The sequence below is a fragment of the Streptomyces sp. GQ60 genome (assembly GCF_059758875.1).
Map to the genome: position 1 here is coordinate 1 of NZ_JCAXEG010000009.1, position 23,812 is coordinate 23,812.

Consider the following 23,812-nt stretch of genomic DNA (forward strand, 5'->3'; position numbering starts at 1 on the left):
GGTGATCGTCTTCGGCGGGGCGAACTCGCCCTGGACCGCAGCGGGCCGGCGGCCGTATCCGCCGGAACGGCTCGGGGCTCCGGAGCGGCTCTGGGTCGAAGAGCCGAAGCGGCTGCCCCGGCCGGAACCGGCACCGGCGCCGGCACCCGCGCCGAAAGCGGGGCCGCCGGTGCGGCTGCGGGTGTAGGAGGAGCGCTCGTTCGTACGTGTGGGGTTCATGCGGAACCTTCCTTGATACGGCGCGTATCAAGGAATTCCCGCAGCGTAGGAGCGGCGCAGGGAATTGCGAGAACGGGCCGAATGGAATGCGAAAGCGGATCTGGCGGACAGGACGAGGACGTCTGTACGTGCTCAGTCGCTGGAATAAGATGGCGCCATGGAGGCGCGGCAACCAAAAGAATGGACTCGGGTGCATCTCCGAGAGAGTGCTCGGCCGAGTGTCTCAATGCTCACTACCGCGGGTGAACCCACCGCGGGAAATGCGTGTAGCTGGGGCCCGCACCCCGAGGGATGCGGGCCCCAGCTACAGAACGCGTGTCAGCGTCAGGCGGGAACGATGTTCTCGGCCGTCGGGCCCTTCTGGCCCTGCGCGATGTCGAAGGTGACCTTCTGGCCCTCGTTCAGCTCGCGGAAGCCCTGGGCGGCGATGTTCGAGTAGTGGGCGAACACGTCAGCGCCGCCACCGTCCTGCTCGATGAAGCCGAAGCCCTTTTCCGCGTTGAACCACTTCACGGTACCAGCAGCCATGTCATATCTCCTTTGGGGCAATACATCGGCGACTGCACTGTGCGGACGCCGTGTCGCCGCGATGATGCCCCGCCCGGTAAAGACCGGGAAATACAAAGCGCTTCCAGCGGAATGAATTCCGGCCTGAAGGCGCTTGAAGTTCTTGGGTACCAAAACTGCAACCGAGATCGACAGTAGCACGCTGCAGCGGCCTGTGTGCGTTGAATATTTCCGGCCGCCGTGTTGCGGTAGAAACTCTCCCCGCTGGATCCGTTAAATCCTTAGGTCGCGGTGACAGATATTGATTCACCCCGACCACAGCGTTTTTTGGTTGTCCGCCACCGGCTGCAGGAGGCGGCAGCGACGTCGGTCGGCTGGAGACGCGCTGGGGACAGGTTCCGACGCGCGGGCCGCCGGAGCGGTCCTCGCGGTGAAGAGGTCCTGGACGGCGGCGAACACCCCTCGGGAGAGGCTCGGCCAACCCGGCGCCACGGGCGGTTCGGGCGCCCGACAGTGGCGGCCCCAGCGCGGTCTCGTCGGATCCGCGTAGACCGCAGGCGTTGCCCGCAGGGGCGCGGTGGAGAATAGAATTGACTTCCATGTCGAAGCCTGACGAGCTGCTCGTGAACGTCGCCGCCCTGGTGGAGTCCGGGCAGAGCAACCAGATGTCCCTGACCGTGGTCACCGGCGGTGCTGTCATCACCGGCCGGCTCGCCCCCGAAGCCGTGTGGAGAGAACGCGTGTCGGAGGTGCTGACGGATTCCGCCCGCCTGGGCGCGTTCTCTGCCATCTTCACTGCCACGACACCCAAGGAGGGACCGCCCACACATCTGCACTTCCATGTGGCGCGGATCCTGCAGGGAACCGTGGGCATCCCGGAGACGGGCGGGATGTACCGCATCTCGATCAATGACGTCAGCGCCTGGACCGTGGGCGACTTCAGCTACTCCGACAACTGACCCGCGACTACGCCGAGAACCCGCCGCAGGACTGAGGGCCCGACCGGTGCATCGGGTCGGGCCCTCACCGCCGTAGCGGAGCACCGGATCAGGCGGCGGGCCGGGGCGCGAGGGACGGACACGCACCTGGACACCGCGCTCCACGGCTGGGAGGCGTACGAGGACGACCCGAAGACCGACGCCGGCGCTCGCACCATCGCGCTGCGGCGCCACCGGGCCCAGCAGGACGAGGCTCGCACCAAGTGGGAGAGCGCCCGGGTGGGAGACGGGCCGGGTCTTCACCCGCGAGAACGGGGAGCTCGGCCACTCCTCGATCCCGGAGATCATCGGCAGCTCCGCTCACGCAAACGGCCCCGGACCAGGGGTCCGGGGCCGAAGAGAGCGTCTCACCGGGAAGAATCCCGGGTCAGCAACTTGCAAACTGTGCCCTCGGCAGGATTCGAACCTGCGACACCCGCTTTAGGAGAGCGGTGCTCTATCCCCTGAGCTACGAAGGCGGGGGCTTGTCGGAAACCTTGCCGGAAACCCCAGAGGGATCGCGCGAGCTGCCTCGACAAACATGCTGGTCAGATGACGTGCACACACCCAAGTGGAGATGCCCTCGCGGACACTTCCCCGGGCACACGCCTGGTAGTCGTCTGACCGCTGACAGCCTAGCGGATCGTGCTGGGAGTGGTCGCATGGATTGCCGTGGGAGTGGGCCTGAGGCGAAGGCGTGGTCGTGACCTGGGGTTTCTGAGTGTCTCGGGTGGTGGGTGGGGTGGCCGGGGGTGCGGAACAGGCATGGGCAGGCTGGTGGAGCGTCCGTTCTGTTCCGCTTGCCCCGGAGGGGGTTAACGGAGCGACGGCCGCGCCCTGGGGTGGGCGCGGCCGTCGTGGGATCGAGGGGTCTCAGGCGATGTGAAGGCCCTGTTGGGCGTTGCTGCGGGCCGCCGCGAGGTGGATTTGGTGGCTGGTGGCGTTTTGGGAAAGCGCGAAGCCGAGGACGAAGATCTTCTGGCGATCCACGCCGTAGGCGATCATGCGGCGGTTCCAGAGGCTCTGGTCGAACTGGCTGTGCACGGACTCGGAGTCGGCGCGGTAGGGGTAGGGGAGTTGGTGGGTGAGGCTGGCTTCGGGGATCTGCTGGAGGTATTCGGCTCGGTGGAAGCCGCGTTCGCTGTCGCTCTTGATCCGCTTGCCGGTGTCGAGGGAGCGCAGGGTCCGGTCGGCGGGGGTGGTGGTGATGCCGACGGGGACGCGGTAGTCGTGGGCGCCATGCCGGCAGGGGATCTTGAGTACGTGGTACCAGCGGCTCTTGGCGGCTCCGGCGCGGTGCTCGAGCTTGGTGATGGGCAGAGGTTCGAGGATGCGGGTGCCGTCGTCGATGCGGATGCTTTCGGCGATACGGCCTTGGTCGCACCAAAGCTCGTGGCCGCTTCGGCAGGGGGTGATGCGCTCGTAGAAGACGGCGGCGACGGATCCGTGCTGCTTGTTGATGGCCAGTAGGCCGGTACGGGCGAGGGCGTCGCGGTGGACACCGCGGAAGGCTCCGTCGTAGACGACGCCCATGCAGTGGGGCAGCGCGTCCTTCAGCATGCGGAACTGGCGTACGGCGATGGCCGCATCATCTTCGTACTCGCCGCCGGCGACGTGGGCGAAGCTGAGGATGACACGGGTCCAGTAGCCGGTGTCGCGTCCGGAGGCGAAGAACCACTTGGTGCCGCGTACCCGCCGCTTCGCCTTCTCTCCGTTCTCGTAGTAGATGCGGGCGGCCGGGTCGACGCGGTGGTTTCGGATCAGGCCGGTGTCCTCGTCCGCGATCTCCACGGTGCGTGCTTTGGAGGGTGCTTTGGGGACGGTGGCGTCGCCGACGAGGAGCTCTCGGCGTTCGGGGCGGCTCCATACCTCGGGCGCGTCCGAGGGGAACAGCCTTTGGCTCAGGGCTTGCTGGGCGGCGTACCTGCGAAATGCCTCCTCGGGCGCGTCGGCGGCCGGTACGAGGAGGTTGTTCAGGGCGTCCTGGTACTGCCCACGGGAGGGTGCGGTGAGGGGTCGCAGTTGTGGCTTCCGTGGCGCCAGGCGCTCGGGGAGGTGACGCACCTCGGCATTCCGGAGCTGGAGCCGTTCCTGGAGGGCTACCTCGAAGGTTGGATCCCGGACGGCTGGATCACGCTCACCCCGGCGGGACGGCTCTGACCGGGTGGGGATTCGCCGCCGAAGCCATGGCGAGAAGTGTCGTCAGGAGCGGCATGCGCTACCCCCACCGGAGACGGGGGTAGTGCATGCCGCGGGCAGGGCCGATGTCGGATTCCGCTGCCAGCCGGTGGCGCAGGGGGCCTCGTACAGGGTCTGCCGGTCCATCGAGTTGTCGTTCGCCATGACCTGCCGGCTCTCGGTCGACACTCCGGGACCTGCCTTCCGGAGCTACGGTGATGACCACTTTTCCTCAGGGGTATCTCGGCCTTCCGGCCTCAGCTCGTCGGACGCAGCAGGTTCGTGATGTCGCGGGTGGCTTCGCGGGCGGTGCGGCCGACGCCGATGAGGGTGGCGGAGGCGGGGCCGGTCCAGTCGCCGTAGCCGAGGAGGTGGATCCGCGGGTCCACGAGGGCGCGCGTGCCTTCGGTCGGGATGCGGCCTGCCTCGGTGCGCAGGCCCAGCGGGGAGAGGTGGGAGAGGGTCGGGCGGAAGCCCGTGCACCAGATGACCGCGTCGGCGGGCCAGACGGTGCCGTCGGCCCAGCGGGCGCCCTCGGGGGTGAGGGCGTCGAACATGCGGTGGTCGGGGATGAGGCCGGCGTCGCGGGCCGCGCGGACGGGCGGGACGGCGACGATGTCGCCCAGGTCCGAGATGCGGGGCCCGCCGGATTGGACGCGCTGGGTGGCCAGTTCGAAGAGGGCGCGGCCGTCGATCTCGTCCGGGAGGTAGCGGGCGGGTCGCTGGGTGACCCAGCGGACGGTGGCGTGCGGGGCGAGGTCGGCGGCGATCTGGGCGCCGGAGTTGCCGCCGCCTACGACGATCACGCGCTGGCCGGCGTAGTCCCAGGGGCTTCGGTATTCCACCGTGTGGTGCTGGCGGCCACGGAAGTCCGCCCGACCGGGGACGGCTGGCAGGAAGGGGCGCCACCAGTTGCCGGTGGCGCTGATGACGGCGCGGGCCGTCCAGGCCCCGGTGTCCGTTTCGACGCGCAGGAGCGGGGACGCGTCGTGGACGCCGGTGACGCGGACGCCGCGATGGATGGGAAGTTCGTACCGCTTCTCGTAGTCGGCGAGGTACTCCAGCACGTGCGCGACGTCCGGGAAGGGCTTGCCCTCCTGCTGCGGCATGAGGCGGCCGGGCAGGGAAGAGTAGGCGGCCGGGGAGAAGAGGTGGAGGGAGTCCCAGGCGTGCTGCCAGGCTCCACCGGGCGTGGTCTGCGCGTCGAGGACGGTGAAGTCGATGCCCGCCCTGCGCAGGTAGTAGCCGGCGGCGAGCCCGGCCTGGCCGCCGCCGATCACCAGCACGTCCGTCTGCCGCGTCATGCGGTGGGTGCTTCCTGTTCCGTCTTGCCGCGCATGAAGATGACCGCGACCAGGGCCAGGCCCACGACCGCACCGACGAGCTGCACGCCGACGAACGCCGGGACCGAGGCGGGGGCGATGCCCGCGAAGGTGTCGGTGAAGGCGCGGCCGATGGTCACCGCCGGGTTCGCGAAGGAGGTGGAGGAGGTGAACCAGTACGCGGCACCGATGTACGAGGCGACCGCAACGGGCGCGAAGCGCAGCCGGTCGGTGCGGGCCAGACCGAAGATCAGCAGGATCAGGCCCGCGGTGGCGACGACCTCGCTCAGCAGCAGGTTCCCGGCCGAGCGGTCGTGCGTGGACCACTTCACCAGCGGCTCGCCGAACATGGCGTCCGCCAGGATCGCGCCCGCGATCGCGCCGACGATCTGCGCGGGCACGTACACGGCCAGCTCGCGGGCGTTCACGCCTCCACCGCCCCGGCGGGCCGTCCACCACTCGGCCAGGGTGACCGCCGGGTTGAAGTGCGCGCCGGACACCGGGCCCAGCAGGGCGATCAGTACGCCGAGGCCGAAGACCGTGGCCAGGGAGTTCGCCAGCAGCTGCAGGCCCACGTCCTGCGTCAGATCGGTGGCCTGGATGCCGGAGCCGACCACGACCGCCACGAGCGCGGCGGTGCCGACGAGCTCGGCGGCGGCCCGGGCGATCAGCGGCGTGCGCGGCGGGGTCGCACCGGGTGCGGGCTGGGGCGCGGACGCGTCGGCGGCTATGACGGCCTGCGCTGCGGGCTGGGTGACGGACAAGGACTTCTCCTCGGGCAGGTGCAACGTGCGGTTACGGCAGAGCGGGGGGAACTACGGGCAGGACCGCTTGGTGTCCGACTCGGATGTGGCGCGCGCGGAACGGGCGAGGTCGGCGAATTGACCGGCGATGGCTTCGATGACCTCGGGGCGCAGGCGGTAGTACGTGAATCTCCCGCAAGGTTCCGACTCGACGACACCGGCCTCGCGCAGCACCTTCAGGTGGTTGGAGAGGTTCGTCTGTCTGGCACCCGTCTCCTCCACGAGGTGGCTGGTGCAGAGCGTCTCCTTGGCCAGGAGGGTCACGATCTGGAGCCTGAGCGGGTCGGCCAGAACCCGGAGCAGATCAGTGTCGACTGACGTCATCATGGACTGATACTCTCACATCACTCAGGGCTGATACCAGTCCAGGATGAGTCACTGACTTGAAGGAAGAGACGATGTCCGCCACCCCGCTCGCGTCCGTGTTGTTCGTCTGCATCCACAACGCGGGCCGCTCGCAGATGGCCGCCGGATTCCTGCGTCACTTCGCGGGCGACCGGGTCGAGGTCCGCTCCGCCGGTTCCGTCCCCGGGGAGCAGATCAACCCCTCCGCGGTGGCCGCGATGGCCGAGCTCGGCATCGACATCTCCGACCAGAAGCCGAAGGTCCTCACCCCCGAGGCCGCCCAGGCCTCGGACTACATCATCACGATGGGCTGCGGCGACGCCTGCCCGTACTTCCCGGGCAAGACCTACCTCGACTGGCAGCTGGAGGACCCGGCCGGCCAGGGCGTGGACGCCGTCCGCCCCATCCGCGACGAGATCAAGGGCCTCATCGAGGACCTCATCGCCGAGATCGACACCAAGAGCGCGAAGAAGCAGGAGAGCTGACCGCATCATGACGAATGAAGACGTACGCGAGGTCATCATCATCGGTTCCGGCCCGGCCGGATACACCGCCGCGCTGTACACGGCCCGCGCACAGCTGAAGCCGCTGCTCTTCGGCAGCTCCATATTCGTCGGCGGCTCGCTCACCACGACCACCGAGGTTGAGAACTTCCCGGGCTTCCCCACCGGCATCGACGGCCCGGACCTGATGGACAACATGCGGGCCCAGGCGGAGAAGTTCGGCGCCGAGATGATCGACGACGACATCGTCTCCGTCGACCTCAGCGGTGACATAAAGCTGCTGACCGACTCCGAGGGCACGGTCCACCGCGCGAAGACCGTGATCATCGCGACCGGCTCCGGCTACCGCAAGCTCGGGCTCGCGAACGAGGACGCGCTCTCCGGGCGCGGAGTGTCCTGGTGCGCCACCTGCGACGGGTTCTTCTTCCGCGACCGCGACATCGTCGTGGTCGGGGGCGGCGACACCGCGATGGAAGAGGCCACGTTCCTCACGCGCTTCGCCCGCTCGGTCACCATCGTCCACCGCCGCTCCGCCCTGCGCGCCTCTAAGGCCATGCAGGACCGTGCGATGGGCGACGAGAAGATCTCCTTCGCGTTCGACAGCGAGGTCGCCGAGATCAAGGAGACCGGCGGCATGCTCTCCGGCGTCGTCCTGCGCGACGTCGTGACCGGCGAGATGCGCGACCTGGACGTGACGGGCCTGTTCGTCGCCATCGGCCACGACCCGCGTACGGAACTCTTCGCCGACCAGCTCGAACTGGACTCCGAGGGCTACCTCAAGACTCAGGCGCCCACGACCCGTACGAGCATCCCCGGCGTCTTCGGCGCGGGCGACGTGGTGGACCACCTCTACCGCCAGGCCATCACCGCCGCCGGCTCCGGCTGCGCCGCCGCGCTGGACGCCGAGCGCTACCTCGCCGCCCTCGGTGACGCCGCCCCGGCCGACGAATCCGAGCTCGTAGCAGCCGGCTGAAGAGCTGAGGTCCGCTCCGCCGGCTCCCTGCCCGGAGAACAGCTCAACCCCCGTCGCGGTAGCCGCGACGGGGGTTGAGCTCAGGACCGACAGAGTGACGAGCCCGGCCGGTACGGAGGGTACGCCCAGGTGGAAGACCCCGGGCCCGGTCCATCGTGATTGCGACACGACGGACCGGGCCCGGTTCCGTTCCCTGCTGAAGGGCTCGGCGCCCCGCGCTCAGCCCAGCGCAGAGCAGAGCGTCACGGTTTCCGGCAGCTCCAGACGTACTGTGCGGTCACAGAGCCGCTCCACCTGCGCCGGATCGTGTGAGACGAGCAGGACCGTGCGGTTGCCGCGAAGGGCGGCCACCGATTCCTCGACCGTGTCACGGCTCCGCTCGTCCAGGGCGCTGGTGGGTTCGTCCAGCAGGAGGGCGGCCGGTTCCAGGGCCAGGGCACGGGCCAGGCACAGCCGTTGGCGCTGTCCGGCGGAGAGCGTCTGAGCCGGGGTGTCCAGCCGGTTGCAGACCTCGCTCCACAGACCCGCCTCCCGCAGAGCCTGTTCGACGCGGTCGCGCATGTCCGCGCGGGACGCACGCATCAGGTGCCGGAGTCCGAAGAGGGCGTTGTCCAGGATGGTCCCGCCGAAGACGACGGGCGTCTGGGGCACCAGGACGACGGTGCTCCTCAGGCCGGAGTCGCCTTTGCCACGGCGGATGGTCCGCCCCAGGACCTCCACGTGGCCGTCACGTGTGAGGCCGTGGGGCAACAGGTCGACCAGGGCGCGCAGCACTGTGGACTTGCCGGCTCCGGAAGGGCCGCACAGGCCCGTGGTCGATCCACCCGGCAGGTCGAAGGTGACCGGGCCCACCAGAGTCTTCTTGCCGTCGAGAACCCGCAGGTCGCGGACGGTTATCACGTTGTCCATCGTGCTCCTTCGAAGCGGTTTCGCAGAGCAACCGCCAGGCTGAGAAGTACTGCGGTGATCAGGACCAGGACCAGTGCGCTGCCCCATGCCTGGGTGATCGCCTCCGGGGCACCGGAGTCCTGGGACAGGGTGAAGATGTGCGTCGGCAGCGCCTGCACCGGGGAGTCCACGATCCCGGTCGGCAGGGCGGGCGCCCCGAAGAAGACCGTGGCGGTGAAGATCAGGGGAGCCGTCTCTCCCGCCGCCCGGGCCAGGCCGAGCAGCAGACCGGTGAGTGTGGCCGGCCAGGTGTACGGGATGACCACGGAGCGGATGTACTGCGAACGGGACAGGCCGAGCGCCAGGGCGCTCTCGGTGAGTTCGCCCGGCATGCTCCGGATGCGGCCCGCGGTGGTCAGCGCGATGACGGGCACGACCACGGGCACCAGTACGAGGGCCCCGGCGAGCCAGGACCGGCCCCAACCCATGGTCGTGGACAGGAGGATGTATCCGGCCAGGCCCAGCAGGATGGTGGGTGTTCCGCCGACGACCACGGTGATGGTCTCCAGCAGGCGCGCCGTCTTCGCCGAGGCGTGTGAGCCGATCAGGACCCCCGCCCCGTAGCCGAGGGGCAGTGCGATCAGGGCTGTGGTGGCCATGAGCAGGAGCGTGCCGACGATCTGGTCGCGGACACCGCCGCCGGCCGCGCCGCTGGAGGACGTGAACCAGAAGGCCGGGTTGAGAGCCGAGCTGCCCCGCGTCACCAGGATGAAGAGCATCCCGACGAGAAGGGTTCCCGGCAGCAGGAGTGCTCCCATGCGCAGCAGCGTCGCGAGCCGGTCGCGCGGAACGCGCAGCCAGGTGGTGGCCTGGTGGGCGCGCAGCCCCCGCTTCGTCCCACGGCTCGGTGCCCGGCGAGTGCCCCACACCGTGGCCGCTGCCACCAGGACGAGCAGGACGATCCCCAGACCGCACAGCGCGGCGAAGTAGGGGCCGGAGGTTCCCGCGAGCATCGGCTCCGGGCCCGCCAGCTTGGTCGTCAGGGTCTGACCGGGGTGGGTCAGGGAGGAGACGAAACCCGCGAACGACTCCGGGAGCCTTCCGTCGGCCCGTCCCACCACGAGGAAAACCGCGATCGCCTCGCCGAGGGCCCGGGCGAGGCCGAGCAGGACGCCGGCGCGCATGGCCGATCGGGCCTGGGGCAGCACGGCCGACCGTACGACCTCACGGCGGGTCAGGCCGAGGGAGTAAGCGGCTTCCCGGTAGCGGTCGGGGACGGCGGCCAGGGCGTCCACGCTCACCGCCACGATCGTCGGCATGATCATCACGGCGAGGACGATGCCCGCGGCGAGCAGACTGTCGCCTCCCGGCACGTCGCCCAGCATCCCGACGAACGGCCGGACCACGATGATGCCGATGAGTCCGTAGACGATGGAGGGGACGGCCGCCAGAAGTTCGACGCTCAGCCGCAGGGGCCGGGCCAGGCGGGGCGGCAGGTACTCCGACAGCGCGATGGCCGCCGACCAGCCGACCGGGACGGCCAGCACCAGTGCGAGGACACAGACGACGGCCGAGCCGTAGATCATGGCCAGGGCGCCGTAGGCGCCGTTCACGGGGCTCCAGGTCGGGTCGCCGATCAGGTCGGACCAGTCGACGTCGCCGCTCGCGATGCCGGTGGCGAGGTATCCGATCAATACCGTCAGGGCGAGGACCACCGAGAACATCCCGGTGTACACCCATCCCCAGACCCATCTCGCCCGCCCGGGTCGGCCGCCCTGAGCGGGCGGCCGCGGCGCGGCGCGTCCGGGCGCCTGGGGCGGGCGCTCCAGAGTGAGAGTCACGGTCACATCCCCATCTGCTCGCGGGTCAGGTAGCCGTGCGGAGGCAGCAGCTTCTGGCCTTCGGGCGAGAGGACGTAGTCGATGTACTCCTTGGTGGTGCCCTTCGGCTGGCCATCGGTGATCATGTAAAGCGGCCGGCTCATCGGGTACTTGGCGGCCGCCACGTTCTCGACGGTGGGAGTGATGCCGTCCAGGGCCACGGCCACCAGGTCGTCATGGCCTTCGATGAAGCCGGTCGACAGCGGGGCGATGGAACCGCGGGTGGACTTCAGCTTGTTGCGGGTCTCCAGGTTGCCACCGACGACGGCGTAGTTGTCGGACTGCGGGGGCGCCGGGGGCGTGCCCTTGCCGTAGACGAACTTGTCGAGCACCTCGCGGGTGCCGCGACCGGGCTCCTTGTCGTAGACGAAGACCTTCAGGTCCGGGCCGCCCACCGCCGACCAGTTGGTGATCTTCCCTTCGAAGAGGCCCTTCACCTGCTCCTTGGTCAGGCTCTTCACCCCGGCGTCGGCGACCTCCTTGGTGATGATGATGCCGACCGCGTCCGCACCGATCTGCGTCGGAACGAAGTCGGTGCCCGGGTAGGTCTTGCGGTCCTCGTCGGACAGGGGCTTCGAGCTCAGCGCCACCTTGATCTGCTTCGAGCCGAGCTGGGAGATGCCGCCGGCCGAACCGCCCTGGGTGGCGACCGTGATCTTCAGACCCCGGGACTTGAGAGCCTCGGCGGCGTCCGATGCGATCGGGGCGACCGTGGTCGATCCGCTGGCCTGAAGTGCGGCCGAGTCGGCGCTGGCGGTACCTGCGCAGCCCGTCAGCAGGGTCGTCAGGAGCAGCGCGGCGGAAGCGGCGTAAGCACTCCGCTTCCGCTTTCCGGCGAGGAGCGACGGTGTCTGGTGGGGCTCGGTGGTCATCGCGGACATGGGTGTGCCTTTGCTGGTGGACAGTGGGTTGACTGAAGGCTGAGGGCAGGTGAACCACCCTGACGATCACGAGTCTGCTCAGTGGGAGGGCGCAGGAGAAGAGGTTCCGGCTGGCATCAACTGCGTCCGGCACCCACCTGCCTGCGGGCGGCCGGGACGTGGTCCGGCGCGGCTTAATGCCAGGCAAACAATGGGTGAAAAGGATGATCAACCGACCCCGGCTGCTCTGAGGCCGGACGTAGGGTGATCCGTATGTCCGCAGAACAGGTGACCGGCCACCCCTCGGAACTGCTGCCCTTCATCGATGACGATCCGACCTGTGAGCCGCACCTGGATGTGGATCCACTGCCCAGGAAGCGGGCGGAAGGTCTCGCGCGGCATCTGAAGGGCACAGCCGATCCGACACGGCTTCAGATCCTCAGCGTCCTGCTGGCCGCCCCGGAGGGCGAGGCCTGCGTTTGCGAGCTGACGCCGCTCCTGGAACTGGCCCAGCCCACCGTCAGCTACCACATGAAGATCCTTGTGGACGCCGGGCTGGTGAGCCGCAGGAAGCGCGGCACGTGGGCCTGGTACGCGGTCAGGGCCGAGCGGCGTGCCGTGCTCGACGCTCTGATCTGGGGCGACGAGGAGACGGCCTGGGGCACGCAGGAGCCCGGGCGGATCATGGTGGAGTCATGACCCGCCCGGGCCGGCGGTAGGGCGTCAGGCGGCGACGGAGGCCTGAGCGGCAACTTCGGCGGTGAACGCCCAGATCAGCGGGTGGATGTTGCCGGGAGTGGAGACCAGCTCCGGTTGGAAGAGCGTGCCGATGAAGAAGGGGTGGCCGGGAACCTCGGCGGCGCGCGGGGCACCTTCGGTGTCCCAGCCGCTGAAGACGACGCCCGCATCGGTGAGACGCTCGACGAACTCCCCGTTCAAGCCGTACTTGCAGTGGTACGTCTCCGTGGTCTGCTCGGCGTTGTCGTAGACGGCCGCCAGCCGGCTGCCCGCGGTCAGAAGGAGCGGTGCCTGCTCGCCGGCCAGGCAGCAGCTGAGCGGCACGATCAGCGGCGTCGGCGCATCCGGGTCGTACTGCACGTCATCGGCGTCCGTGAGTCCGACCACGGTGCGGGCGTACTCGATCAGTGCGTGCTGGAAGCCGCCGCAGGTGCCCAGGTACGGGATACCGGTCTCGCGGGCGAGGCGGATGACGGCGAGCACACCGTCCTTGCTCTCGTACGGGGAGCCCGGGACGACCCAGATGCCGTGGAAGCCGGCCACGGACTCCGGTCCGGTGATGGTCTCGGTGGGCACCCATTCGGTCTCGACGTCGAGCTCGCCGCGGAAGGCGTCGAGCCGGGCGTGGGCCGGGGACTTGCCGTGGTCGCCGATCAGCGCGATGCGCGGCCGGGGGCCGGTGGCGGTGGTCATGCGGGCTGCTCCTGCGTGGTGTCGGGGCGGGTGTCGTCGCGGGTGATCCGTCCGAGACGGACGTGGCCGTAAGGGGCGAGGCGTGCGACGAGCCGCCCGCCCTGCTCGCTCGTGGTGGAGGCTCCGCCGAGGAAGAGCAGCGGGCCGTCGCCGTCCGGCAGCAGCGCCTCGGGGTACAGGTCCTGCTCCGTGCCGAGGGCGTTGCGAACGGTCAGGACGTGGACCCGGCCGAGGGCGTCGCTCGCGACGTACGCCTCCAGGGCGGGGCTGCCGGCGTCGATGGCGCGTACGTGCGCGTCGTCGGCGAAGGCCGGGGCGAAGGCGGCGCCGCCCGGGGCCGGCTGGGTGAGGGGGGCGGTTGCAGTTGCGGTCACAGCAGACTCCGGCCGGTCATGGCGGGGCCGTTCGGGCGGCCCAGCAGGTGAAGGACGGTGGGTGCGATGTCGGCGAGACTGCCGCCATCGGCGAGGTGCTCGCCCAAGAGCTGTCCCGGGGCGGGGACCAGCACGGCGGGTACGGGGTTGGTCGTGTGACCGCCGTACGGGAGCGGGGTGCCGTCGGGTCCGGGCTTGGACATGCGCTCGGCGTTGCCGTGGTCGCCGACGAACAGGACCCAGCGGCCTGTCGCCTCCGCTGCGGCCAGGATCTTCTCGACCTCGCGGTCGGTGTGCTCGGCGGCCCTGACGGTGGCGTCGTGGTCGCCGGTGTGGCCGACCACGTCGATGTTGGCGAGGTTGGCGATGACCAGTGCCACGCCGTCACGCCGGGCGGCGGCGGTGATGGCTTCGGTGACCTGCGCGAGGTTCATCTCGGGCCGGGCGACGTAGTCGGGGGCCGTGTCCGCAGTGATGCGGATGTGCTCCTCGACTTCCCGTCGGCGGTCGTCGCGCCCGTTGATGTAGTAGGTGACGTGCTCGAACTTTTCCTGTTCCGCGATGCGTACGGAGCGCAGCCCATGGGCTTCCAACGCGTCGGCCAGGCCGCCGGAGGCGTCCGCCCGGCCGACGAGGGCGGGGATGTCCGCCCGGGTGTCGTACTGGGTCAGGGACAGGACCTCTACATCCGCGTTCGTGAGGATCTGGACGAGGTCGTCGGCCAGCTGCTGGATGCGGTCGCTGCGGAAGTTGGCGAACAGGATCGTGTCGCCGTCACGGACGGCGGCGAGCGGCTCGCCGTCGGCGTCGGTGAGGACGGTCGGGGTGATCCACACGTCCCCGTTCCCGGCTCCGGCCAGGATCTGGCCGTAGTCGCGGGCGGTGGCGCCCTTGCCGTCGGTGATGGCCTCGCTGACCTTGGCGGTCAGCTCCAGGTCTCCGCTCTTGTCGAGGCCGTAGCCGCGGCCGGAGACGGTGGCCAGCGCCCCCACCCCGGTGGCGGCGAAGAACTCCTCGACACGGCCCAGGTAGTGGCCGGCCGTGCGGTCGGCGACATCCCGGCCGTCGGTGATGGCATGTACCCACACGTGCTTCACACCGCGGGACGCCGCGATGGACAGGAGCTCGTGCAGGTGGTCGACGTGGGCGTGGATCATCCCGTCGGAGACGAGCCCGATCAGGTGCAGCGCGCCGCCCCTGGCCGCGAGCTCGTCGAGGGCCTTGGTCAGGCGCGGATTCTCGCGGAGTTCTCCGCTGTCGATCTGGCGCTGGACCAGGACGCTGTCGTAGTCGAGCGGCCGACCGGCCCCGATGACCATGTGGCCGATCTCGGAGTTCCCGACGGTTCCGGGCAGCAGCCCGACGTGCTCGCCCGAGGCCTCCACGAAGGTGGCGGGGTGCTTGGCGGCGATGGAGTCGAGGACGGGGGTGTGGGCGTTGGTGAGTGCGTTGCCGGGCCCGGGGGCGGCGTGGCCCCAGCCGTCGAGGACGAGCAGGATCCCGTTGGTTCCGTCACTGGTCATCGCAGGGTGTCCAGGGTGTTCCAGAAGGCCGGGAAGGACTTGGCGACGCAGCCGGGGTCGTTGATGACGACGCCGGGGGTGCGCAGGCCGATGATCGCGAAGGTCATGGCGATGCGGTGGTCGTCGTAGGTGTCGATGACCGCCCCGTGCGGGGTGCCGCCGTGGATGGTCATGGCGTCGTCGTACTCGTCGACGGTGATGCCCATCTTGCGCAGTTCGGTGGTGACGGCCGCGATGCGGTCGCACTCCTTGACGCGCAGGCTGGCGATGTTGGTGATGTGGGTCTTGCCCGTGGCGAAGGCGGCGACCGCGGCGAGGGAGGGGACGACGTCGGGCATGGCGTCCATGTCGACCTCGATGCCGTGCATGTCGCCGCCCTTGACGGTGATCGAGTTCTCGGTGATCTCGACGTGGGCGCCCATCCGGCCCAGGACCTCGGCGAGGCCGACGTCGCCCTGGTGGGAGGTGGAGCCGATGCCCGGGATGGTGACCCGGCCGCCGAGGATGGCGGCTGCGGCGATGAAGTACGACAGGCCGGAGGCGTCCGGCTCGACGATGGCGTGGCCGCCCTTGAAGGACTGGCCGGCCGCGACCTTGAAGCGGCGGTAGCCGTCACGCTCGACGGTGATGCCGTGCTCGGCGAGGGTGGCCAGCGTCATCTCGACGTACGGCTTGGAGACCAGCTCGTCGACGATCTCGACCTCGGTGTCCTGCTGCGCGAGGACCGAGCTGATCAGGATCGAGGACGTGTACTGGGAGGAGATGGCGCCGGAGATCTTCGTCTTGCCGCCGACGAAGTTGCCGCCGGTGACCTGGATCGGCGGGGAGCCGTTGCCACGGACCGCGACCGCTTCGACGCCGAGGGGGGACAGAGCCCCGAGCAGGTCACCGAAGGGGCGCTCCTGCATGCGCTTGGTGCCCGTGATGGTGGTGACGCCCTCGGCGAGGCCCGCCATCGAGATCAGGAAGCGCAGGGGGGTGCCGGCGCCGCCGACGAAGATGTCGTCCTCGGGGGCGACCATCGGCTTGCCGGTCGGGGTGAGGGTGAAGCGGTAGTTCTCGTGGTCGATCTCGACGCTGACGTGCCCGAAGGAGGCGACGGCGTCCGCGAAGAAGATCGTGTCGTCGGAGACCAGGGCGCCGTCGATCACGCCGGTCTTGCCGTCGAGGGCGGCCAGGGCCGCGATGGCGATCTGCCGGTTCGTGTAGGACTTCGAGCCGAGGACCTTCACCTCGTGGTCGATCGAGGCGATCGTCTCGACGGTGAGCTGTTCGGCCTTCAGGCGCGGGTCGTTGATGGCGCTCATGGGGTGAGACTCCTTGCAGGGAGGTGTGTGATCTGCGTCACGCGAGTACGGGGCCCGATCCGGGAAGGGCGTCGGGAAGCTGAGGGGTGACCGCAATTCGCCATTGGGTGAGGGTCGGGCTGGAATTCAGTGCGCGGCGGCAAATCTCGCCCGCTGCGGACAATGCGTCGGCGAGGCTGCCGGTGCGGTGGAAGAACGTCAGCTCGATGCGTCCGGAAGTCGTCTTCGCGTGGACGTGTTCGAGGTCGTCATCGGGCATTGCCGAAGCCCAGACGATGTCGGTGACCACGGCCGATTCCAGCTTCGCGGCTGCGGCTTCGTTAGCCGCGACGAGCGTGGCGGTGGCCATGAACATGGGTCCTCCCGGCCGGGCGGTAAGTCCTGGTACGGACCACACGTGCTGGTCGGCTTCGGCTTGGGTGACGGCGCTGTAGAGCTCCGTGTGGCGGCACTTGGGGCCGCAGCCGTGCCCGCCTGCCGGAGAAAAGCCCAGCGCGACCGCAGCGGCTCTGTTCATCAGGCGCAGGGCTTTCCGCGCAGCAGACATGGCTGTCCTTCGTGTGGTGGGGGAATTGATCTCGCTCAGGTCAGGGGGCGTTCTCGACGCGCTGCGGATTTCGTTTCCGAGGAGTTCCGCTGCCCTGTGATCACTAGTTTGCTGATCATTTCGTGGGGGTGGAAGAGCTCTCGGCTGGCATGAAGCGCGACCGGCAGGCACCTGCCTGACAACGGCTCGAACCAGCCCTGCCGCATCGCGCCGCGCCGCAGGGTGGTGGTGATCAGTCTCCGGATGACCCCTTGTCGGCGAGCGCTCTGACCTGCAAACATCGGCGCCCGCTGATGTATTGACGGGCTGTCTCAAGGGTTGAGACGCCATGCGGGGGGTCGCTGTGCTGGCGAGTTTGGGACTGGACACTGAAGCGGAGTCGGTTTACCGGCTGATGCTCACTCAGCAGGACTGGGGCGTGGCAGAGATCGCCGTCCACATGGCCTGCCACGAAGACTCCGTACGCAGCGCCCTGGACCGGCTGGCCGAGCTGAACCTGCTGCGAAGATCCGTACAAGCACCCGGCGGACTCAGACCCGTCAGCCCGGACCTCGGATTCCAGCTGCTGCTCCAGCGCCAGCAGGCCCATCTGCTCGCGCAGCAGCAGGAGTACGCCGAGAGCCAGGCCGCGATCAGCAAGCTCCTGGACGAATACTCGGAGCTGCGGACCGGTGAGCGCCACGGTGTGGAGTACCTCCAGGGCATGGACGCCATCCAGGCCCGCCTCGAAGAACTTGCGCACCGCTCCACCAGTGAGTGCCTGTCCTTCATGCCCGGCGGCGCGCAGTCCGCGGCAAGCCTGGACGCCAGCCGGCCACTGGACGAGGCACTGATGCGCCGGGGGGTGAAGGTGCTGACCGTCTACCTGGACAGCGTCCGCAACGACACCCCGACCGTCGAATACGCCCAGTGGCTGCACGGCAACGGTGGTGAGGTCCGGACCGTGCCGGCGCTGCCGTTGCGGATGGTCCTGTTCGACCGCGAGGTGGCCCTGCTGCCGGTGGACCCGAACAACAGCAAGAAGGGCGCGGTCCAGCTCACCGGTCCCGGCGTGCTCACCGCCCTCGCGTCCCTGTTCGAGCAGGTGTGGGAGTGCGCGGCATCCATCGGAGCCATCCGCGACCGCGACGAGGCGGGCCTGACCGGGCAGGAACGGGAATTGCTGCGTCAGCTGACGCAGGGAGCCACGGACGAGATCGCGGCGAAGAAGCTCGGCATCGGCCTGCGCACCGCGCGTCGCATGATGTCGGAGATGATGGCCCGCCTGGGTGCCCGCAGCCGCTTCGAGGCCGGCGTACTGGCGAGCAAGGCGGGCTGGACCGACTGACCCCCCTTGCCCTTCTCTTTCTCTCCCACGGCTGCAACGCCAGCGGGCCCGGTGCGCATTGCGCACCGGGCCCGCTTCTGGGGGAGAGGTGGATCAGGGGTCAGCCGCAGCAGCCGCCCTCCGGCTGGAGGGGTTTGATGGGCTCGTAGGCGGAGCCGCCGAGGAGCTTGGCCTTCAGGCGGCCGATCGCTGTGGTCGGCTCCTCTTCCGTGCTGAGTCCCAGCGCCTCACGGCGGGCCGCGCCGTACGCGGCGTGGAGTTCGGCGACCTTGGGACGAAGAGCGGTGTCCGTGACGAGGACCGCCGAGCGGAGCTGATGCGGCTTGAAGCCGCGCAGCCGCTTGGCCTCGTCCGCACCAGGACCGGCCTCGATGGCGGTGATGCCCTCGGCGTACGCGTCGCGCAGCGGGCGGTCCATGACGAGCTCGAAGTAGATGCCGCTGCGCTCACCGAGCGCCTCGTAGTCGAAGCCGGCCCACTTCACGAACAGCCGCTTGCCCTGGCGGACGGTCACCGAGACGGCGGCGACCTGGTCGTTCTTGTAGGCGAGGTAGGCGCGGACGTCGGCGCCGCCCTCGACGAGAGCGCTGATCAGGGCGTGGATGTGCGTCACGTCCTCCCCGCCGCTGTACTTCTGCCGGTTCTCGGTGATCAGCTCGGAGATCCGGCCGACCAGCGGACGCAGTTCCTGACGGTCCTTGCGCTCGATACGGGTGCCGGACGTGGCGGCTCGGTCGCTGTCCTCCTTGACGCGGCGCCGCTTACGGGCCGGGAGGGAGGCGAGGTAGGCGTCGTAGCCGTCGTGCTGGAGGCTGAGCAGGTTGTTCTCGCCGTGGAAGGCGATGTCGCCGCCGTACGCCTGGAGGGCGAGCGCGAGGACCTCGCTGTGCGGACTGTCATGCAGCCACGGCGCGGTGATCGAGCGGACCCCTGCCTCGATCGCGGCGGGCACGATGCGGTCGATCAGGTCCGCCACCAGCAGCGGGTCCTCGACGGAGGCGGAAGCCTCGGATCGATAGCCGAGCGGGGAGCCGAGGAGCAGGGTCGGGAAGAACGTCGCCTCACCCATGGCCTCGACCGTGCCGGTGGCGTCGCAGCAGGAGGTAGCGGTGGCGGAGCAGCAGGCCACCGCGCCGGACTTGGGCAGCCAGCCGAGGTAGGTGCGCGGGTCGGCTTCCACGATGGGGTCGGCGTCGAAGAGGAAGCCGGGCAGGAAGGCGAGTTCGCCTTCGCCGCGGTCGGCGACCGTGTGCCAGGGCTTGGCCCCGGTCAGGCTCGCCTCGGTCGCCCGGAGCCAGTCGGGCAGTACGTAGGGCGCGGGATCGGTGGCCTGCGGGACACTGCCGCCGAGCGCTGCGACCGCGTCCTCGAGCGAGAGACCGGTCCGTACGTCGGCCGGGTCTTCCTGCGCGGTGCTGGCGCAGCAGGAGACCGGCTCGGGCTGCGCGGGGCCGCAGCACCCCGATTCCTGAGCGGGCTCCGGTTCGGCCTCGGCCTTGGTGGTCCCGCAGGAGGAGGACACTTCGGCCTCCACCTTTTCGGGCGTTCCGCAGCAGGAGTCTTCAAGCACCACGAGCGCCGGGGCCGGCTCCTCAGTGGTGGCGCTGCAGCAGGTGGTGCTCATCTCTCGGGTACTCCTTGGATCGCAGTTGCGGTGCGTATCGGATGAGGGGGTGAGGGTGAGGCGGAGGGTTGTGGATCAGTCCCAGCCGGCGCCGTCGGTGGAAGGGTCGGTCGGGGCGGCGTCCCAGCCCGCACCGTCGGTGCCCGTGGCGGTCGCGGTGGCGGGAGCGACGTCCCAGCCGGCGCCGTCCGTCGAAGAGTCGGTCGGGGCGACGTCCCAGCCGGCACCGTCGGTGCCCGTCGGGGTGACGTCCCAGCCGGCTCCGGCCACGGTGTTGCGGGCGGGAGCCTCGAGGGCGGAGGCAGAGCCGAGTCCGATGACGGTGACCAGGACGGCGGCGGCAAGGCTCATCGAGGTACGCGAAACAGACATGGCTCTCCCCAGGAAGTGACTTCGGCTTTTTGGTGACCGGCGGCCTTACGGCCGTTTCCGGTGTCCCCCGGGGTGGTTGCCCTCCCGGTGTTCATGAGTCTGTCCGAGCTCACCCAGGGTGTGGAAGAGATCACTACTGGCAGGAAGCGCGCCCGGCACCCTCATGCCAAAACAAGCCGGAGGGCCGGTATATCCGCGCGTGGCGCGAAGACAACCAGCCCTTGGCTGAAAGGGGTTGAACCGCAGCTGGAGCGTGCGGGGATGGCGCGCCTCAACCGGGGAGTGACTCCGGTGAGGGGTCCAGCGCCTGGCACAGCACGGTCAGACTGCCGACCGCGATCCGGTAGTACGTCTGGCGCCCACGCCGCTCCCGCTCGAGAAAGCCCGCCTCGAAGAGGACCTTCAAGTGATGCGAGACCGTCGGCTGGGTCAGCCCCAGCGGCTCGGTGAGATCGCACGTGCACGCCTCGCCTCCCGGCTGGGTGCGGATCAGCCCGAGCAGGCGCAGTCGGGTGGAGTCCGCGACGACCTTCAACGCGGACGCGAGGTCATCGGCCGCCTCGGGGGTGAGGGGGCCGGCGAGCACGGGGGAGCAGCAGAGCTCCGAGATGGGAGTGGGCATACCCGATTCAACGATGGCCATCTATGGATTGTTCCCCAAACGCATTGACAGTCATCTATGAGTCCGGCAGAGTTCAACCCATCGACAGCCGTCTATGAGTTGGAGCTCCCCCATGCTTGACACCGTCCTCGGCATCCTGGGCCAGACGGCCCAAGACGTCCTGCGCACCCTGGGCACGAACTGGCCGTTCCTGCTGATCAGCGTCATCGTGGCGTCGGCCATCCCGGTGTACATCGGAGCGGAGCGACTCTCCTCCTGGCTGCGCCGCAAGACGCTCTACGCGGTCCTCGGGGCGGTCGTCCTGGCTACGCTCACTCCCTTCTGCTCCTGCGGAACGACGGCAGTGGTCCTGGGCGCTCTGGCCTCATCGGTTCCCTGGGCGCCGGTCGTCACCTTCATGGTCGCCTCGCCTCTGACGAGCCCGGAGGAACTCGTCCTCTCCATCGGCCTGTTCGGCGCCGACTTCGCCCTGACCTTCTTCGTGGCGGCGATCGTCATCGGCCTCTTCGCCGGCCTGGTGACCTGGCTGATCGAGAAGACGGGCTGGCTCGAGGGCCAGGCCCGCCTGACCTCCACGGAGGCCGAGCGGAAGGCCGAGGAGAGCTGCTGCACCAGCGACGCCGCCGAGGATGACCTTTCGGGTGGCGGCGTGAGCGCCCCGGCCGGCGGCGGCAGTGGTGGCGGTCTGGCCCGCACCGCCCTGCTCACCCGGCCCATCGCCCCGGCCCCCGCGCCGGTCGAGACGAGCCTGGTCAAGCGCTGGAAGCTCGACGAGTTCGGCAAGGAACTGCGGATCACCAGCAAGCGCCTCGCGATCTACTTCCTGGCCTTCGCGACGCTGGGCTACCTGCTCATCAACTCGATCCCGACCGCCTTCCTCACGGACTACCTCGGCGGGGGCAGCCTCTTCGCCGTCCCGCTGGCCGCCCTGATCGGCATCCCGGTCTACCTCAACACCGACGGCTCGCTCCCCCTGGTGGCCACCCTGATGCAGGGCGGCATGGGCCCCGGCCCGGCGCTCGCCTTCCTGGTGACCGGCGCGGGTACCAGCGTCGGCGCCATCAGCGGCATGCTCCTCATCGCCCGCTGGCGCGTGGTCGGCCTGGTCGTCGGCATCCTCTTCACCGGTGCGATCGTCCTCGGCTACACGGCCCCCATGTGGCTCTGATATTCCTGGCCTGAGCGCCAGCGCACAGACGGCAACGGCCCGCCCCCTGCTCCGGGGCGGGCTGCAGCCGTTTCTACGGGCGAATGCGGGACGGCCTCGCTCAGAGCGCCCCTTGGCCGACCGCCGGCTTCATTGCCGCCAACTGGCCGATCAGGCCGTCCAGCCGGTCCGAACGCACTTGGTAATACACCTCGTTCGCCCGCCGCTCGGCGGACAGTACCCCCGCCTCGCGCAACTTCTTCAGGTGGTGGCTGATGGTCGGACCCGAAACCGAGAACTCGGCGGCGATCTCTCCCACGCACACCTCGCCGGTCGGGCAGCAAGCGACGATGCTCGCGATCCGCAGCCGCACGGGGTCGGCCAGCGCCTTGAACACGGCCGCTATATCGGTTGCCTCTGCGGCAGTCATGGGCGCAGGGCAGCAGTCGGCGGGTATCCCGGCGGGCGAAGGCTTGATCATGCGCCCAATCTGACGGATCCGGCCCCTGCCGTCCAGGTGCGCCCGTGAGGCGGGACGGCACCCTCCAATGTATTGACGGTCATCTATGTGTTCTGTCATGCTCAATCCATAGACACCCGCCTATGAATCGAGGATGTCATGTCGTCCATCCGCCGCTCCATCCAGAACTTCCGCCGCGCCCGCAACGACGCGTTCACCGCCGGAGTCCGCTTCTGCGACGGCTGCGCCGAAGTCAGCCACTCCGCAAGCCGAAATGCCGAGATCCGCCGCACCCAGGCCACCACACTCTCGCTCTACGGCCCGCGCGGCTGAAGCCCAGCGCCACCGCACCGAACCAGACCCAGAGGAACGCCGTGAGCACTGCACAGTCCACCCCCGAGGCGATCAGCCGAATCCGCCTGACCTGGCGTGCGGCACGCGTCCCGCCGTCCGCGACCGCGGCCCTGGACGCCAAGGCGAAGGCGCTGATCGCCCAGGGGGTGGACGTCATCAACCTCACGAGCGGCGAACCTGCCTTCCCGACGGTCGAACCGGCAGCGCAGGCCGCCCTCGACGCCATCGCCACGGACTTCTCCCGCTACACGCCGGCCGCCGGAATCCCGGAACTCCGTGCGGCCACGGCGAAGTTCCTCAACCGGCACGGGACGGCGTACGAAGCCGGGCAGGTGGTCATCACGGCAGGCGCCAAACAGGCCCTGCACTACGCCTTCACCACCCTGGTGGAGCCCGGCGACGAGATCCTCATCCCGGCGCCCTACTGGGTCAGCTACCCCCACCTCGCCGCCCTGGCCGGAGGAACCCTCGTACCCGTCCAGCCCGCCCAGGGCTCGGGGCTGAAGGTGACCGCCGACCAGCTGCGCGCCGCGGTCACCGACCGGACCAGGGTCCTGCTGCTGAACAACCCGGCCAACCCTTCCGGCGTCGTCTACGACCGGACCGAACTGGCCGCCCTCGTGCAGGTCGCGATCGACCACGACCTGGCCATCATCAGCGACGAGATCTGCGACCACTGGATCTCCGGCGACGCCGAGCACGTCTCGGTCGCCGCCCTCAGCCCCGAGGCCGCGGAGCGCACGCTCACGATCGGCGGAGTGTCCAAGACCTTCGCCATGACGGGCTGGCGCATCGGCTGGGTCGCCGCCCCCACGCCCGTCGCCCAGGCCATCACGGCGATCCAGAGCCACACCGCCTCGGCCCCGTCCTCCATCTCCCAGAAGGCCGCCCTCGGCGCACTCACCGCAGACCTCGGCCCGGAGCTGGAACGGCGCCGCCGTGAACTCGACGACCGCCGCCTGACCACCATCAAGGCCCTCGCGGGCATCCCGGGCGTCGAGGTCGGCGGCAACCCGACCGGAGCCTTCTTCCTGTTCGCCGACGTCTCGGCCACCTACGGCCACACCCTGGCGGGCCGCACCATCACCTCGGCAGCGGACTTCGCGGAACTCCTCCTGGCGGAGGCCAACGTCGCGGTGATCCCCGGCGCCGACTTCGCGGCCCCGCACCACGTCCGCATCTCCTACACGGTCCCCCCGGACCGCCTGGACGAAGCACTTACCCGCCTGGCGGACTTCGTGGAGGGACTCGCCGTGGGCGACGCGTAGG

25 protein-coding genes, 1 tRNA gene and 1 pseudogene are annotated in these 23,812 nt (G+C 69.4%); 8 read left to right on the forward strand and 19 right to left on the reverse strand.

Going from position 1 to position 23,812, the window contains the following annotated elements:
• Positions 1-219, reverse strand: a pseudogene (locus AC6CKD_RS22495) (DEAD/DEAH box helicase); the annotation flags it as partial.
• A gap of 324 nt (positions 220-543) precedes the next feature.
• On the reverse strand, positions 544-747 hold the full coding sequence (locus AC6CKD_RS22500; protein ID WP_008734853.1) for a cold-shock protein: 204 nt from the start codon (positions 745-747) through the stop codon (positions 544-546).
• 578 nt (positions 748-1,325) lie between these two features.
• Between AC6CKD_RS22500 and AC6CKD_RS22505 the strand changes: the two genes are divergently transcribed.
• Positions 1,326-1,685 carry a hypothetical protein gene (locus AC6CKD_RS22505; protein WP_498329355.1) on the forward strand — a complete coding sequence of 120 codons (360 nt, stop codon included), beginning with the start codon at positions 1,326-1,328 and terminating at the stop codon, positions 1,683-1,685.
• Between the two features lie 424 nt (positions 1,686-2,109).
• Here AC6CKD_RS22505 and AC6CKD_RS22510 read toward each other — a convergent pair.
• The 5 genes from AC6CKD_RS22510 to AC6CKD_RS22530 form a co-directional block, all read right to left on the reverse strand.
• Positions 2,110-2,182: transfer RNA gene (locus AC6CKD_RS22510), tRNA-Arg, on the reverse strand.
• Between the two features lie 394 nt (positions 2,183-2,576).
• Positions 2,577-3,767 carry a hypothetical protein gene (locus tag AC6CKD_RS22515; protein ID WP_498329357.1) on the reverse strand — a complete coding sequence of 397 codons (1,191 nt, stop codon included), beginning with the start codon at positions 3,765-3,767 and terminating at the stop codon, positions 2,577-2,579.
• A 371-nt stretch (positions 3,768-4,138) separates the two neighbouring features.
• Entirely contained in the window at positions 4,139-5,185 is a 1,047-nt protein-coding gene (locus AC6CKD_RS22520; protein WP_498329359.1) for an ArsO family NAD(P)H-dependent flavin-containing monooxygenase, read from the reverse strand.
• Positions 5,182-5,967, reverse strand: a complete 786-nt coding sequence (locus AC6CKD_RS22525; protein ID WP_498329360.1) for an aquaporin — start codon at positions 5,965-5,967, stop codon at positions 5,182-5,184. Before AC6CKD_RS22525 ends, AC6CKD_RS22520 begins: the two co-directional genes overlap by 4 nt.
• Positions 5,968-6,018: 51 nt before the next feature.
• Positions 6,019-6,333, reverse strand: coding sequence for an ArsR/SmtB family transcription factor (locus AC6CKD_RS22530; protein WP_498329362.1), 315 nt, complete (start codon positions 6,331-6,333; stop codon positions 6,019-6,021).
• Between the two features lie 71 nt (positions 6,334-6,404).
• Between AC6CKD_RS22530 and AC6CKD_RS22535 the strand changes: the two genes are divergently transcribed.
• Positions 6,405-6,836, forward strand: a complete 432-nt coding sequence (locus AC6CKD_RS22535) for an arsenate reductase ArsC (RefSeq protein ID WP_498329363.1) — start codon at positions 6,405-6,407, stop codon at positions 6,834-6,836.
• A 7-nt stretch (positions 6,837-6,843) separates the two neighbouring features.
• The gene (trxB, locus tag AC6CKD_RS22540; RefSeq protein ID WP_498329364.1) at positions 6,844-7,827 is read left to right on the forward strand and encodes a thioredoxin-disulfide reductase; all 984 of its coding nucleotides are present in this window, start codon (positions 6,844-6,846) and stop codon (positions 7,825-7,827) included.
• 219 nt (positions 7,828-8,046) lie between these two features.
• Here the strand turns inward: trxB and AC6CKD_RS22545 are convergent, their stop codons facing one another.
• From AC6CKD_RS22545 to AC6CKD_RS22555, 3 genes are read right to left on the reverse strand one after another with little or no spacing between them, the layout of a single operon-like run.
• Positions 8,047-8,736, reverse strand: coding sequence for an ATP-binding cassette domain-containing protein (locus AC6CKD_RS22545; RefSeq protein ID WP_498329365.1), 690 nt, complete (start codon positions 8,734-8,736; stop codon positions 8,047-8,049).
• Complete coding sequence (gene pstC, locus AC6CKD_RS22550; protein ID WP_498329367.1) at positions 8,724-10,556, reverse strand: phosphate ABC transporter permease subunit PstC; 1,833 nt, start codon at positions 10,554-10,556, stop codon at positions 8,724-8,726. Before pstC ends, AC6CKD_RS22545 begins: the two co-directional genes overlap by 13 nt.
• A gap of 2 nt (positions 10,557-10,558) precedes the next feature.
• Positions 10,559-11,476 (reverse strand): phosphate ABC transporter substrate-binding protein, encoded by a 918-nt coding sequence (locus tag AC6CKD_RS22555; protein ID WP_498329368.1) that lies wholly within the window; start codon positions 11,474-11,476, stop codon positions 10,559-10,561.
• A gap of 252 nt (positions 11,477-11,728) precedes the next feature.
• Between AC6CKD_RS22555 and AC6CKD_RS22560 the strand changes: the two genes are divergently transcribed.
• Positions 11,729-12,154, forward strand: coding sequence for an ArsR/SmtB family transcription factor (locus tag AC6CKD_RS22560; protein ID WP_498329370.1), 426 nt, complete (start codon positions 11,729-11,731; stop codon positions 12,152-12,154).
• Between the two features lie 24 nt (positions 12,155-12,178).
• Here the strand turns inward: AC6CKD_RS22560 and AC6CKD_RS22565 are convergent, their stop codons facing one another.
• From AC6CKD_RS22565 to AC6CKD_RS22585, 5 genes are read right to left on the reverse strand one after another with little or no spacing between them, the layout of a single operon-like run.
• Positions 12,179-12,886, reverse strand: a complete 708-nt coding sequence (locus AC6CKD_RS22565) for a glutamine amidotransferase-related protein (protein WP_498329373.1) — start codon at positions 12,884-12,886, stop codon at positions 12,179-12,181.
• On the reverse strand, positions 12,883-13,260 hold the full coding sequence (locus tag AC6CKD_RS22570; RefSeq protein WP_498329374.1) for a hypothetical protein: 378 nt from the start codon (positions 13,258-13,260) through the stop codon (positions 12,883-12,885). Before AC6CKD_RS22570 ends, AC6CKD_RS22565 begins: the two co-directional genes overlap by 4 nt.
• Positions 13,257-14,783: a 2,3-bisphosphoglycerate-independent phosphoglycerate mutase gene (gene gpmI / locus AC6CKD_RS22575; protein WP_498329376.1), complete on the reverse strand. Its 1,527-nt coding sequence runs from the start codon at positions 14,781-14,783 to the stop codon at positions 13,257-13,259. The genes AC6CKD_RS22570 and gpmI overlap by 4 nt, the downstream gene beginning before the upstream one ends.
• Positions 14,780-16,090, reverse strand: coding sequence for a 3-phosphoshikimate 1-carboxyvinyltransferase (gene aroA / locus AC6CKD_RS22580; RefSeq protein WP_446590712.1), 1,311 nt, complete (start codon positions 16,088-16,090; stop codon positions 14,780-14,782). Before aroA ends, gpmI begins: the two co-directional genes overlap by 4 nt.
• Before the next feature lie 37 nt (positions 16,091-16,127).
• The gene (locus AC6CKD_RS22585; protein WP_498329378.1) at positions 16,128-16,445 is read right to left on the reverse strand and encodes a hypothetical protein; all 318 of its coding nucleotides are present in this window, start codon (positions 16,443-16,445) and stop codon (positions 16,128-16,130) included.
• A 610-nt stretch (positions 16,446-17,055) separates the two neighbouring features.
• On the opposite strand from AC6CKD_RS22585, the gene AC6CKD_RS22590 reads away from it, so the two are divergent.
• A complete protein-coding gene (locus AC6CKD_RS22590; RefSeq protein WP_498329380.1) occupies positions 17,056-17,964 on the forward strand; it encodes a LuxR C-terminal-related transcriptional regulator in 909 nt (302 codons plus the stop codon).
• 100 nt (positions 17,965-18,064) lie between these two features.
• Here the strand turns inward: AC6CKD_RS22590 and AC6CKD_RS22595 are convergent, their stop codons facing one another.
• From AC6CKD_RS22595 to AC6CKD_RS22605, 3 genes are all read right to left on the reverse strand, one after another.
• Positions 18,065-19,588: a GNAT family N-acetyltransferase gene (locus tag AC6CKD_RS22595; RefSeq protein ID WP_498329381.1), complete on the reverse strand. Its 1,524-nt coding sequence runs from the start codon at positions 19,586-19,588 to the stop codon at positions 18,065-18,067.
• 75 nt (positions 19,589-19,663) lie between these two features.
• The gene (locus AC6CKD_RS22600; RefSeq protein ID WP_498329383.1) at positions 19,664-19,960 is read right to left on the reverse strand and encodes a hypothetical protein; all 297 of its coding nucleotides are present in this window, start codon (positions 19,958-19,960) and stop codon (positions 19,664-19,666) included.
• Positions 19,961-20,231: 271 nt separating this feature from the next.
• Positions 20,232-20,603: an ArsR/SmtB family transcription factor gene (locus AC6CKD_RS22605; RefSeq protein ID WP_498329384.1), complete on the reverse strand. Its 372-nt coding sequence runs from the start codon at positions 20,601-20,603 to the stop codon at positions 20,232-20,234.
• 91 nt (positions 20,604-20,694) lie between these two features.
• Between AC6CKD_RS22605 and AC6CKD_RS22610 the strand changes: the two genes are divergently transcribed.
• Positions 20,695-21,750 carry a permease gene (locus AC6CKD_RS22610; RefSeq protein WP_498329386.1) on the forward strand — a complete coding sequence of 352 codons (1,056 nt, stop codon included), beginning with the start codon at positions 20,695-20,697 and terminating at the stop codon, positions 21,748-21,750.
• A gap of 100 nt (positions 21,751-21,850) precedes the next feature.
• Here the strand turns inward: AC6CKD_RS22610 and AC6CKD_RS22615 are convergent, their stop codons facing one another.
• On the reverse strand, positions 21,851-22,159 hold the full coding sequence (locus tag AC6CKD_RS22615) for an ArsR/SmtB family transcription factor (protein WP_498329388.1): 309 nt from the start codon (positions 22,157-22,159) through the stop codon (positions 21,851-21,853).
• Positions 22,160-22,348: 189 nt separating this feature from the next.
• Here AC6CKD_RS22615 and AC6CKD_RS22620 point away from each other — a divergent pair, with 189 nt between their 5' ends.
• Positions 22,349-22,522 carry a hypothetical protein gene (locus AC6CKD_RS22620; RefSeq protein WP_498329390.1) on the forward strand — a complete coding sequence of 58 codons (174 nt, stop codon included), beginning with the start codon at positions 22,349-22,351 and terminating at the stop codon, positions 22,520-22,522.
• 41 nt (positions 22,523-22,563) lie between these two features.
• Entirely contained in the window at positions 22,564-23,811 is a 1,248-nt protein-coding gene (locus tag AC6CKD_RS22625) for a pyridoxal phosphate-dependent aminotransferase (protein WP_498329391.1), read from the forward strand.
• The last annotated feature ends 1 nt before the right edge of the window (position 23,812 follow it).